The organism is Candidatus Aciduliprofundum sp. HYA1 (genome assembly GCF_056175085.1).
Genome location: NZ_CM149694.1, coordinates 108,093 through 120,889, shown reverse-complemented (window position 1 = coordinate 120,889; position 12,797 = coordinate 108,093). Strand labels below are relative to the sequence as shown.

At 47.5% G+C, this 12,797-nt stretch carries 8 protein-coding genes; 5 read left to right on the top strand and 3 right to left on the bottom strand.

What is annotated here, in order from left to right:
- The first annotated feature begins 43 nt into the window (after positions 1 to 43).
- The 3 genes from thiC to rtcA are packed head-to-tail and all read left to right on the top strand — an operon-like array spanning position 44 to position 3,200.
- A complete protein-coding gene (thiC, locus tag AC0S1O_RS00700; RefSeq protein WP_475393848.1) occupies positions 44 to 1,324 on the top strand; it encodes a phosphomethylpyrimidine synthase ThiC in 1,281 nt (426 codons plus the stop codon).
- 24 nt (positions 1,325 to 1,348) lie between these two features.
- On the top strand, positions 1,349 to 2,221 hold the full coding sequence (locus AC0S1O_RS00695; protein ID WP_475393847.1) for a rhomboid family intramembrane serine protease: 873 nt from the start codon (positions 1,349 to 1,351) through the stop codon (positions 2,219 to 2,221).
- Positions 2,222 to 2,225: 4 nt separating this feature from the next.
- Positions 2,226 to 3,200 (top strand): RNA 3'-terminal phosphate cyclase, encoded by a 975-nt coding sequence (rtcA, locus tag AC0S1O_RS00690; protein ID WP_475393846.1) that lies wholly within the window; start codon positions 2,226 to 2,228, stop codon positions 3,198 to 3,200.
- On the opposite strand, the gene AC0S1O_RS00685 is transcribed toward rtcA, so the two are convergent.
- Entirely contained in the window at positions 3,191 to 3,922 is a 732-nt protein-coding gene (locus AC0S1O_RS00685; RefSeq protein ID WP_475393845.1) for a proteasome assembly chaperone family protein, read from the bottom strand. The genes rtcA and AC0S1O_RS00685 overlap by 10 nt on opposite strands.
- An 82-nt stretch (positions 3,923 to 4,004) precedes the next feature.
- On the opposite strand from AC0S1O_RS00685, the gene pyrG reads away from it, so the two are divergent.
- Positions 4,005 to 5,609, top strand: coding sequence for a glutamine hydrolyzing CTP synthase (gene pyrG / locus AC0S1O_RS00680; RefSeq protein WP_475393844.1), 1,605 nt, complete (start codon positions 4,005 to 4,007; stop codon positions 5,607 to 5,609).
- Here pyrG and AC0S1O_RS00675 read toward each other — a convergent pair.
- Entirely contained in the window at positions 5,598 to 6,725 is a 1,128-nt protein-coding gene (locus AC0S1O_RS00675) for a glycosyltransferase family 4 protein (protein WP_475393843.1), read from the bottom strand. The genes pyrG and AC0S1O_RS00675 overlap by 12 nt on opposite strands.
- A 184-nt stretch (positions 6,726 to 6,909) precedes the next feature.
- Here AC0S1O_RS00675 and AC0S1O_RS00670 point away from each other — a divergent pair, with 184 nt between their 5' ends.
- The gene (locus tag AC0S1O_RS00670; RefSeq protein ID WP_475393842.1) at positions 6,910 to 11,169 is read left to right on the top strand and encodes an ABC transporter substrate-binding protein; all 4,260 of its coding nucleotides are present in this window, start codon (positions 6,910 to 6,912) and stop codon (positions 11,167 to 11,169) included.
- A 14-nt stretch (positions 11,170 to 11,183) separates the two neighbouring features.
- On the opposite strand, the gene pheT is transcribed toward AC0S1O_RS00670, so the two are convergent.
- Positions 11,184 to 12,794 (bottom strand): phenylalanine--tRNA ligase subunit beta, encoded by a 1,611-nt coding sequence (pheT, locus tag AC0S1O_RS00665; protein WP_475393841.1) that lies wholly within the window; start codon positions 12,792 to 12,794, stop codon positions 11,184 to 11,186.
- Between the last annotated feature and the right edge of the window lie 3 nt (positions 12,795 to 12,797).

The window sequence follows — 12,797 nt, the reverse complement described above, 5'->3', positions numbered from 1 at the left end:
AAACACTTATCTATGTGGCCACTATGCACTATCGGTGACATTCATGCAGATGAAGGATGCGAGGAATGGAATAATAACGGATGAGATGAAATATGTGGCGAAGAAGGAAGGAGTGGATGTAGAAAAATTGAGGAGAAATGTTGCCAGGGGTTATGTTGTGATTTTAAAAAATTCAAATCACGAAGTGGAGCCCGTGGGTGTTGGCTCTGGATTGCGTGTGAAGGTCAATGCCAATATAGGCACCTCAATGGACATTGTGGATGTTGAGGCCGAGATTCGCAAGGCAAGGATCGCGAAGAAGTATGGTGCGGATACCATCATGGACCTCAGCACAGGAGGAAATCTCAACGAGATTCGCAGAAAGATAATGGATGCCGTGCCCATTGTAATAGGCACGGTGCCAATATATCAGGCGGCCTGGGAGATGCTTGAGAAGAAAAAAGCCATAGTGGAAATGAGCGAAGACGATATGTTTCGCGCCGTTGAAACCCACCTTAAGGATGGTGTGGATTTTCTCACGATTCATGTTGGCGTGACCAGAGAAGCGGTGGAAAAGATGCGCTCCCATCCTCGAGTGGTGGGTACGGTATCCCGCGGAGGCACATTCCACGCGGCGTGGATCCTTCACCATGGACGGGAGAACCCATTTTACGAGAATTACGATTACCTCCTGGAATTGCTCGCTGAATACGATGCCACAATAAGTTTGGGTGATGGCCTTCGCCCGGGAGGCCTGCCGGATGCAACCGATTTTCTGCAGATTCACGAACTCTACACCATAGGTAAATTGGTTAAGAGGGCGCGGGAGCATGGAGTGCAGGCCATGGTTGAGGGCCCGGGGCACATCCCAATAGATCAGATCGAGGCAAATGTGCGCATGGCAAAGATAGCCACGGATAACGCGCCCTTCTATGTTCTCGGCCCCCTCGTCACGGATATAGCCTCAGGCTACGATCACATAACCGCAGCCATAGGGGGTGCCATAGCCGCCAGGGCCGGCGCGGACTTTCTCTGCTACGTTACTCCGGCTGAGCATCTCGCGCTGCCCAACGAGGAGGAGGTCAAGCAGGGCGTTATAGCAACGAGAATCGCAGCGCATGCTGTGAATTTAACAAGATTTGAAGATGAATACGATTGGGACTATCGTATGTCCGTTGCCAGAGGCAAACTCAGATGGGATGAGCAGCTGAATCTGAGCATAGACAAGGAGAACGCCATAAAGATTCGCAAGGAAAGGTATCCTCATAGCCCGCAGGTGTGCACCATGTGCGGCGAGCTGTGCGCCATCAAATTGCTCAGGCAGTACCTCGGGGAGAAAGAATAATAAGCAGGTATGAGATAAAGGCACGTGCTTCTGGAAATATTGACCCTTGCGGTAATAATCGTGTTCACGCTTCTTGCATTCCGCAAAAATGCAGTTATGTTTCTCTCAATATCCTTTGTTCTCGTTTACCTTATTGAACTCTATGCCTATTCCACTGGCAAGATTCTATCGTATTTTATGGAATTTGCCTGTAAATCCGGGATCTTTGATCTGGGAACGTTCACCGCCATATACGTTCACAGTTTGAACCCCGGTCACATATTTTTCAATATTCTCATCTTCTTCCTCGTGGGATATCCCTTTGAACGGAGAATTGGAAGTTTCAGGTTCACATCCATATTTCTCCTTTCTGGAATAGTTGCCAACATTGGTTATTCTTCATTCCTTTATTTTTACCACATAAACTCCTTCCTCATCGGTGCCTCCGGAGCCATATTTGGCATAATGGGTGCCTTCCTGATTCTCTACCCCAATGATGAAATCACGATGTTTCTTGGCCCAATTCTTATGCCAAGGGTGAAGGTGAAATACGCGGTTCTAGCCTTCATGGCAGTGGAGTTCTTGGCCACCCTTTTCTGGGTGAACGACAATGTTGCCCATGGGGCCCATGTTATTGGCGCTGTTACCGGCGCGGTTCTTGCCTATGCCATTAGAAATCATATGCCTGTACAAAGAACGTTTTCTGGCCCAGTATCAAGAAAGGTTGATTATGCTCTTTTTGATAAACTGGCAGATACTGAGGATCTGAAAAGGGTGTACAGGAGGATAAGGGAGGAGCAGGATGAAATAGTACGCGATTCGTGGATTCTCGAGTTCTTTCGCAAAAAGTACGGGGATGCGCGAATGGAGGGAAAGTACGTGAAGGCAGGTGGGAGAAGGTACAAGGTTTTCAGGTGATTCTATGAAGATTGATGGTTCCTATGGAGAGGGTGGCGGCCAGATACTTCGCACCTCTGTGGCTCTGGCGAGCATAATGGGTGAAGAAATTGAGATATTCAACATAAGGGCCAAGAGAAGAAATCCGGGGTTGAGACCGCAGCATCTTTGGGGCATAAAATTGCTTGCCCGAATGAGCAATGCGATGGTTGAGGGGGATAGGGTTGGATCCACAAGAATAAAATTCTCTCCAGGGGCATTAAGGGGAGGCACCTACGAGGTGGACGTGGGCACCGCTGGAAGCATCACATTAATCCTCCAAACAACCCTATTACCTGCAATTTTTGCAGATTCACCCACAGTTCTTAGGTTAAGGGGAGGCACGGACGTGCCCTTCTCTCCACCCATTGATTATTATCGCTTCGCCCTTCAACCCATTATTGATAGGATGGGTGCAAGTGTGGAGATCAATGTGGTGGAGCGTGGCTACTATCCCAGGGGAGGGGGAGTTGTAGAGGTTCGTGTTGAACCGTCCCAACTGAAGCCCCTGCATATTCTTGAAAGGGGTGCTTTTGTGGAAAAAGAGGCCCATTTGAATGTGAGGAATTTGCCAATGCATGTGGTTGAAAGAATGAGAGGAGAACTCAGGGGCTTCAAGATGGTGGAAGATATAGCCAGTGGACCAAGCACCGGATGCGGTCTGGTTCTTCTGGCAAAATACAAAAACACGATCATTGCGGGAGATCACCTTTGCAGAAGGGGTCTTCCAGCGGAGAGGGTTGCACATTCAGCCCTTGAAAAATTGAATATGGAGATCCAATCAAAAGCCACCGTTGATGTGAACATGGGGGACCATCTTATTCCCTTCGGATTCTTGGCCGGAGAAGCCGAGTATGCGGTCAGGGAAATAACGGGACACATACACACAAACGCCTGGGTTGTTCAGCAGTTCGGTGGAAAGATGGAAATAAAGGAAAATAGAATACGCATTTATGCGTAAATGTAGTCCTTGGGCACCTTCTTTACCCTCTCTGCCTGCTCCCTTATGTGTGATAGGTTCTTCTCTATTTTTTCAGCCTCCTCGTAAAGGGGTTTTGGATCTATCTTTACTGCACCCATTATCTCGTTGAGAACCTCTACGATTTTTGCGGCTGCCCGGGCATCCGGATAATTGGGATGTGCCTCTGCAAGCAGGGCAATGACATCCGTACCCCTTTTCTTTCCCTCGGTTAGAAGCACGCCGGTCACGCCCGTTATTACGCCCTCTTCAAACTTCAAAACGTTATCCGGCAGTTTCTTACGTGCATAGGATGTGCTTGTAACCGCATAGACATCCACATTCTCCTTTCTCTCCTCCTGTATGAGCCCCTCTGGGGTTATCACGGTGGATATTTTCTGCTCATCAGCCCAGTCAAGCATCAGGGTTGCCAGGGGTTTGAGAATTGAGGTTGGTATTTGAAACTCGGATATGAAGACGGCTATTTTCAGGTCTTCCTTGACCTCTCCCCCGTAAATCCTAACCGGGCTCAGGGGAATTCCATCTCTAATAAGCGCCACAGATGGGAAATATGTGCTATCCACGATTGCAATTTGCTCCAGATTAAGGGCATCAATCACGTAATTTGCCACGATTGAACTCACAAGCCCAACAGAGGGAAAGCCATCAATCACTATTCCATCCCGAAGGTTGAGTTTCTTAAGTTCGTAGATTTGCAGGTCCATGAATGTGTATATGAAGAATTGGATAAAATATTTTGCTGCCAAATCGCAACATTAACATAGGGCGAGGGTATTTGGGATTTACATGAAGTACATTGTTGTGACGGGCGGAGTGATATCTGGGCTTGGTAAGGGTATAACAACAAGTTCTCTGGGCAAGATTCTTCAGGCGCGGGGTTTGAAGGTCACGGCCATAAAAATAGATCCTTACCTGAACTACGATGCGGGTACGATGAATCCCTATCAGCACGGGGAGGTTTTCGTGCTGGATGATGGGGGTGAGGTTGATCTTGATCTTGGAAATTACGAGCGTTTTTTGGATACAAATTTAACATCGGACCACAATATCACCACGGGCAAGGTCTATCTCACCGTCATTGAGAGGGAGCGGAAGGGCGAGTACCTTGGCAGCACCGTTCAAATAATCCCACACATAACTGAGGAAATAAAGAGGAGAATAAAGAGAATAGCAATGCAGACCATGGCAGATGTTGTGCTCATAGAGGTGGGGGGCACGGTTGGAGATATTGAGAGCATGCCATTCCTTGAAGCCATGAGGCAACTTCGTATGGAGGAGGGAGAGAGGAATGTGTTCTTCGTTCACACGACCCTTGTTCCGGTGGTGAGTGTGGTTGGTGAGCAGAAAACCAAGCCCACACAGCACAGCGTGAAGGAGTTGCGTTCTCTGGGCATCCAGCCGGATATGATTGTGGGAAGGTCCAGAGAGCCACTTAGTGAGGAGACGAGGAGAAAAATATCCCTATTCTGCGATGTACCCTACGAGGCGGTTATAAGTGCCCCTGATGCACGCTCCATATATGAGGTTCCCCTGATTTTTGAGGAGCAGGGTGTTGGTGAGTACATACTTGGAAAGATGCAGATCAGGGGCCGAACACCGAGATGGAAGGAATGGAAAAAATACCTTGAAAGGCTTTTCAACCCCAAGGATGAGATAACAATTGCAATTGTTGGAAAGTACGTTCATTTAAAGGATTCATACATCAGCCACAAGGAATCCTTCACCCATGTGGCCTCATTCCTGCGCTTGAAGATAAATCTAAAATGGATCGATAGTGAGGATTTGGAGGATGAAGGCACCACGCTTCTTGATGGGGTGGATGGTGTACTCATACCTGGAGGATTCGGACCCAGGGGTACGGAGGGGAAGATCATGGCTGCCCAGTATGCGAGAGAAAACGGAATACCTTTCCTGGGGGTGTGCTTTGGTTTCCAGCTTGCCACCATAGAATTTGCCAGACATGTTCTCGGTTATGAAGATGCGAATAGCACCGAACTTGCAAGGACAGAGTATCCCGTTATAGATTTGCTTCCCGAGCAGAGGGGTGTGGATAAACTTGGAGGAACCATGCGCCTGGGTGCCCAGAAGATAATCATTGAAAGGGGAAGCATGGCCTACAGAATCTATGGAACAACTGAAATATACGAAAGGCATCGCCACAGGTACGAGGTAAATCCAGATTACATTGAAGAATTTGAAAAGCACGGACTGCATTTCAGTGGCAGGGATGAGAGTGGAATTAGAATGGAGATATTTGAGTTGAAAGGGCACCCCTTCTTCATGGGATCGCAGTTTCATCCGGAGTTCAAATCAAGACCTCTAAAGCCCTCGCCGTTGCACCTGGCACTTGCCAAGGCGGCTTTGGAGTACAAGAAAGGATCACAGGTATAATTTATACACATCCATCAATTTTTTGTAGGAGTTTTCCCAGGTGTACTGCTCAATGGAACTCCTTGAGTTACTTTTCAATTTCTGGTAGAGATCCTCATCTTCAAGGAGGGTTTGCAGTTTCTCCCTCAGATCCTCCACGTTTTTTGGCTCTGCCAGCAATCCGTTGTGCCCGTGTTTTACTATCTCAGGTATTGCCGTTGTTCTGAAAGAAACAACCGGTTTGCCTGCAGCCAGTGCCTCGGCTATGCTCATTCCAAACCCCTCTGATATGCTGGGAAGGCAGAATATGTCAAAGGAATCGTAATAGAGGGGTATTTCAAAATCCCGAACCTTGCCGGCGAATATAACACGATTTTCCATCCCATATTTTTTCACCATTTTGCGGAGCACATCCTCTATGCCAAGTATTCCCGAGGTCCTTGGATTCGGATTGGGACCCACCAAAACTATGTATGTGTTTTTCAAACCCTTGGCCGCCTCTATGAGGTACTGGGGTCCCTTTCCGGTGCTCAACCTTCCCACAAATCCTATTATTTTTGCGTTTTCAGGGATTTTGTGCTTCTTTCTCGCATATTTTCCGTCGCTCCTTCCGAATTTATCTATTTCAACTCCCGGATGCACCACGTGGATTCTCTCCCTTTCTATTCCTATTTCCACCAATTTGCTCTTTGTGTACCTGCTCGGGGTGATGTAGGCGGTGTAGGGTAGTTTTATTATGTATTTTTCAAAATTTTCGTAGAGTTTTGATCCCTCCCAGCCCGAATATTCTTCGTATTTTCCTATGTACACGTCGTGGATGTGTCTCACTATGGGAACGTGAGAGTTTATCCTGTGAAGATATGAAAGTGCGGGAGCGGCGATGTAGGAGTGGGTGTGTATCAAATCTGGCCCTATCTTCTTTATCTTGTGCAGAATTGCGGTGGCCATTCCAATTTTTGATAGCCTGTGGTATGCAACTCCGTTGATTCTCTCAAATCTTCTAGTTCCTGGTAGGGTTGTCGTTATCACGTGGCTTTCATGCCCTTCCTCTCTCTCCATTGAGGAGTACCTCGCAACCACCAATTCCACGCCTCCGATGTGGGGCAGTGCAATATCTGTGACATGGACGAATTTCATCTCAGATGCATGGGCTTAAGGGTTTTAATCTTTCCCAGAGAAACATTTAAATTCCAGATTTTCAAAAAATTTATATAGGAAAATTTCCATAGAGGGGCTGACCAGTGCACTCCTCTATAATCCAATAGGTGGAGTGTAGAAAATTAGGGAGGATGAAAAGATGAACGAAAGAAGTATGAAAAAAATGTTGTTAGTGACAGTAGTGCTAACAGTGATGGTGCTCAGTGGCTTTTCAGTGCTTTCGTGGGGAGCCAATGCCGCTGTCCCACAGACAAGGGCAGATACCAACGGTAATCTCATAGTTGCTTTCCAGAATGATATTCCAAACCTGGATATATTTGATCCAACAACGAACACTGTTTGGAAGTCAGATGCACTTGGGTGGGCATTTGAGAGTTTGTACTCTTACACGCCTGACCTGATTCCTTATCCCGTGATTGCAAAGAGTGCGATGGCAACCACGCCGGATGGATTGAACATAACAGTGGAGTTGAGACACAATGTGACATTCCAGGATGGTACGCCGCTCACTGCAAAGGATGTTGTTTTCAGCTACCAGACCCTTGCCTGGAACTCTCTGTACAAGACAAGCCTGCAGTGCCTCATTTGGCCAACCGCCAAGTGGCCTCGCTGGGATGGAAACGGTACATCCTATGTGGGTGTTGTTGCCAAGGATAAGTACACTGTTGTGTTCCACCTGTATACTCCTTATCCCCTGTTCTATCAGGTTACTCTGGGTAACACCCTTATACCGGAGCATATCTGGAAGAACCATCTTGTTGCAGCAGGTCCCGGTGGAAGCAATGATATGACCCTGGATACCAGTTGGAATGCTCCTGGTGCCACGATAGGTACAGGACCCTTCAAGTTCGTCGAGTGGAAGCCAGGTAACTACATCAAGATTGAAACGTATACTCACTACTGGGGTAAGGGTATGTACACGCCCTGGAGAGGTAAGGAGTGGCCCTGGTATCCTCAGTACATCAAGACCATAACATTCAGAATCTACAACACCCTGGATACTGCTGTTCTCGCCCTGAAGAGGGGAGATGTGCAGTACATTGACTGGTCCATACCGCCAGGTTATTACAACCAGTTGAAGACCGATCCAAATATAGGTTCAACGATTGTTGATGATCAGGGATTCTTCTATCTCGCCTTCAACATGAGGAAGGCTCCTATGAGCGATCTGGCCTTCAGGCAGGCAGTTGCCTACTGTATTGATAAGGATTACATTGTGACAACCCTTATGCAGGGTTACGGTACCAAGGGTACTGTTCCTATATCCATCACATCCGGTGCCTATGTCAACACATCTGCAATTCCACCACCGTTCGACCTGAATGCCGCCCAGCAGGTGCTCGATAAGGCGGGCTACAAGGTGGGATCAGATGGCTGGAGGCACATGCCCGATGGAAGCCCGATAAAGGAGACCATACTCACGCCTCCCAAGGACTACGATCCAATCAGGGCCGAAGCGGGTATAATGATACAGAACAACCTCCAGAAGGTGAAACTCAACATACAGAGTATTCCAACTGATTTCGATACAATAGTCAGCAAGGCATTCGTGCAGGTCAGTTTTGATATGTACATCCTTGGCTGGGGTGTTGGTGCATTCCCTGAGACCTACCTGCCTGACTTCTTCGCCAGTTGGAACGCTGCACCTGTGGGAGATAACACTCCTGGATACAGCAATCCCAAGGTTGATAAGTTGCTCAAGGAGATAGAGGTTGATATGAACACCCAGGATAGAATCAACAAGGTCAAGGAAGTGGAAGGCATACTCGTGCACGATTTGCCATACGATACCCTGTACTACAGGAAGAATATAATGGCCTACAGGAAGGATATGTGGCAGGGATGGGTTGCTGCCTACGGTACCATATGGAATGGCTTTAGCCTTGGTGTGCTGCATCCGCCCAAGTCATCCGGCGGTGGCGGTAGTACGACACCTGTTGGACCAACAACCAATGTGACTGGAACCGGTCTTACCGGTGTGGTGCCGCACATGTACGTGCCAAGCATCGCCTATGCCGGGCAGAGCATAAATGGTGCATTCTATGTTACCGATGCGAATGGCCTGCCAATAAAGGGCGTTGATGTGGCAATCCACGCATCCAATGGAGTGTGGGCCAATGGAACCACAGGCGCATCCGGAGGATTTATGTTCAGTGTGCCTCTTAAGTTCCAAGAGTACAATATGCCCGTGACCCTGACCTATTCGTTCTCGGTTAAGATGAATGGGCACAGTTATAACTTCACGGGCTCACACGAGGTTATGGTTTATCTGCCCAAGAATGTGGCGAAACTCTCATTGAGTTCAAATAAGGCCATACTCACTCCTGGTGCGAGCGCAACCATAACGGCAAAGGTTACGGATCTTTACGGGCATCCACTCTCTGGAGTGAATGTTACAATTATGCCCGAGGAAACTGCCGGTTCAATAAGCCCAGGATATGGTATCACCAACAGCAATGGTATAGTTACCTTCAATTACACGGCACCCACAAATGTGATAAACATTAACATGGTTGATATAATAAAGGCGAAGATAAATGTGAACAACACAATCCTGCAGAATCTGCAGACAGCCGCGCTCTTAATGCCGATCCAGAGCCATGGAAGCAACTGGTACAAGGTTGAAATAACCCATGTGAGCAGTTATGGAATCACCAAGGGTCAGAGCACCCAGATAACAGTCAAGGTTGTGGATCTCAACGGCAATCCGGTTGCCAATCATAAGGTGCTTGTGGCCGCCTACTACTCCAATGCAACGGATCCCAACTGGTATGGGGAGAAGTTGAATCCTGCCTGGGGTGTCCAGTGGGATGCAACCCAGAAGACCACAGACAGCAATGGTGAGGCGACCTTCACCCTTACTGCAACCGAGAATGCCAACATACCTGTGATTATAAAGGCCTACACCCTGGATACCTATATGGCCTACGACAGTGTCCAGGTGTATGTTGGTAACGCCACCGGATTCGATTCATACATCGGTGCCTGGACCGGAATGTACGCAATGGATATGCAGCTCAACAAGATCACCGCCAAGAATGGCGATCAGGTGCAGGTTACAATGACCGTTTACAATGCTATGACAAACCAGCCTCTTGCAAATGCGTCCGTGTTTATGGCCGTGTTCGGTACCGATTACGGTATGGGTGCTGATTGGGCCAACAACGCCGGTACGTATGTAGGGTGGGCCGGCCAGAGTGTTATCTGGGGTACCACGGATGCCAATGGTCAGTTCTCATACACGCTGAATGCAAGCGTGCTTAGGGCAGATGCACCCATATACGTCAGTGGATGGATGGATGCCTATGGCTATGGATTCAATGCAATATACACGGGTCTCGGATTTACCTTCCCGTACCTCTTCGGTGTGAAGGATAGCTTCATACTCCAGAGAGCACCAATAATGGGTATATCCAGCATAATGGTCAATGAGTTCTATCTGAGCGATACGCTCAACACCACAATGATGACCGTTAAGGTTGTGGATATGAACGGGCCTCTTGCAGGTGTTACTGTATCCGCAAGTTGGAGCCTGGGTACCTACAAGAACAGCACAAGTGCCGTTACGAACTCTCAGGGTATTGCCCAGTTCAACATAACAATACAGCCCACGATTGCGGATAGCATAGTTGCAGTGTCTCTCATGCTCTCCTCTCCAACCCATGCAATGAACCTCAACTACGAGTACGATATACCGTTCCTCAGCAAGACCTCCGAGATGTCAAAACTTGCGGTGTTTGACTGCTTCAAGGTCCTTGCAGGAGGTTCTACCACAGGAATAATACCGTACAAGGGTACAGGTACAATAAAAGTGCAGTTGGTTGGTGGCATTGAGGGCAAGCCACTTTCCGGTGTGCAGGTGACACTCTCTGCACCTGCAGGCAGTGTGAATAAGGCAACACTCACAACTGATGCAATGGGCATTGTGATGTTCAATTACACTGCACCGGATCTCATGCTTCCTGCCCACTACATATTCGAGGTATCTGCACAGAACGGTGCCAAACTCTACTTTGGCGTTGAGGTTGCAGGTAAGTACAACAACACCCTTGAGATAGCCCAGGAGATCAACAAACTCAATCAGCAGATATCCCAGCAGAGCAATGAGATACAGAACCTGCAGAACAAGGTGAACACGCTCAACCAGAATCTCAATAATGCGAATGAAACCATAAAGAATCTGAAGAACGAGAAGAACAATGCGGTTACAATGCAGTACGTGTGGCTTGCACTGTTCATCATAATGCTCATTATCGCAATAGTGATGTACATTGCAGGCAAGAAGAGCGGTGCCAAGTCAGCGGTCAGTGAGGAAGAGACAGAGGAAACAGAGGAAGAGCCCGAAGAGATCAGCGAAGAAGAGCCCGAAGAGGAAGAAATAGAGGAAGAGACCTCCGAAGAGGAGGAAAACACAGAGGAGTAATCCTCTTACAATTTTTATTTTATTTTTGAAAGATTTATCTCCATTGCAATGACCGGGTATCCGAGTTGGAAGTTTTCAAGAACCTGTGGATGAAGTTCTCCAAAAAATCCCATTTCCTCTCCATCAACAAGTATTGATGCACACCTCCCATCTATGAAACTTCTGTGCCCGTATTCTCTGATCTCGTACTCGTCTATTCCCAGATCCCTCAGAATCGCCTCGGTGTATGATTTGGACAGCGTGAAACTGGCCTCGGAGTCTATGTGAAGAAAGGCCAGGTGCAGTTCTTTTTTCTCCCTCACCACATATCCTATCTCAAATATTTTCTGGGGCAGATCCCTGTGCCTGTTCTTTCTTAGTATCTCCATGAGAGAGGGTATGAGCCAACTTCTAAGGATTGTGCCCTCCTCCGTTATGGGGTTTTCAATTTCCACAAAACTCTCAGGGGGTATTAGCATCATATCGTACTGTGTCCTTGGGGAGGTTATTGTGAGGGTTGTGACTTCGAAGAAACCCAATCCATTCATAATTTTTCCTATCTTTTCCTTCAATTCGCTTCTTTTGCTTCCAATCTTCTCCTTTGTTGGCAGGGAGAATCCAAAATTGGTGTAACCGTACCCCTTGGCTATGTCCTCAACCACGTCAATTGGATGAAGTATGTCCATCCTGTATGGAGGAACTGTAACCTCAATGTTGTTTTCTGAAATCTCAACATTGTACCTCATTCTCTCAAGCGCATCCTTTATTTGATCATCTTCCAGATCAATGCCCAGAATTTTTCTCGCGTAATCCTTGCTGACCTTCATTTTTGAGTATCCTATTTTAGGCGTGAAAAATGAATGCTCGGGGTACACGACCTCTATGGACTCCACGGATGCGCCCCTGTCTGCAAAGGAGCAGGTGATAATGTTGAGTACCGAGAGCAGGGTATTCATATCCGTGCCCGTTATGTCTATGAAGACGTTCCTCGTTTCCTCGGTGATCTGGGTGAGTGTTCCGTTTATTATGGGTGGAAAAGAAAGTACATTGTCCTTTGAGTCCAGGATTATTGGATATTCATCCAATCCATCAAGGATGTGAGCGTACTCCATTCCCTTTGGATGTTCTTTCAGAATCTCTTCAAGGGTCATTTCCCTCTCGAACCCCAGAGGCCTGAATTTGAAATCTTTTGCCTTTGCAACATATCTGAAGGGAGGCTTAACCTTATCAAAATCATGCAATCCTATGGCCAGTTTTTTCCGCTTCCTTCCCACGGTGATATGCAATTTCTCCTGAAAATCCATCATGCTCTTGATCATAAGGTCATCCACAGGCACATTTTTTACCACCGCACCCACTATGTAGGGCCTTATCTTTCTCATTTTATCCTCAACGAACAATTTCACAACTGAGCGATTCACAGAGTAATTCGGAGCGCCCCTCTCAATGCCCCAGAACCCCCTTAATGCACGCACCACACCTTCCACGGTGTAAAGATCCGGTCTATCTGGAAAGAACTCCACCCTTATTTCATCTGAATTGTAATCCTTCAGATCCGCTCCGAGCATGGAAATCTCTTTTAGTAAGCGCTCCTCATCTATTCCAAATCTTCTGAGTTCCTCCCTCTGCAATCTTATAACGGGCATGAA

Excerpts from the sequence above, each read along its gene's own strand:
- AC0S1O_RS00670 (WP_475393842.1), top strand. The coding sequence starts at position 6,910 with ATGTTGTTAGTGACAGTAGTGCTAACAGTGATGGTGCTCAGTGGCTTT.
- thiC (WP_475393848.1), top strand. The coding sequence starts at position 44 with ATGCAGATGAAGGATGCGAGGAATGGAATAATAACGGATGAGATGAAA.
- AC0S1O_RS00675 (WP_475393843.1), bottom strand. The coding sequence starts at position 6,725 with ATGAAATTCGTCCATGTCACAGATATTGCACTGCCCCACATCGGAGGC.
- rtcA (WP_475393846.1), top strand. The coding sequence starts at position 2,226 with ATGAAGATTGATGGTTCCTATGGAGAGGGTGGCGGCCAGATACTTCGC.
- pyrG (WP_475393844.1), top strand. The coding sequence starts at position 4,005 with ATGAAGTACATTGTTGTGACGGGCGGAGTGATATCTGGGCTTGGTAAG.
- pheT (WP_475393841.1), bottom strand. The coding sequence starts at position 12,794 with ATGCCCGTTATAAGATTGCAGAGGGAGGAACTCAGAAGATTTGGAATA.
- AC0S1O_RS00685 (WP_475393845.1), bottom strand. The coding sequence starts at position 3,922 with ATGGACCTGCAAATCTACGAACTTAAGAAACTCAACCTTCGGGATGGA.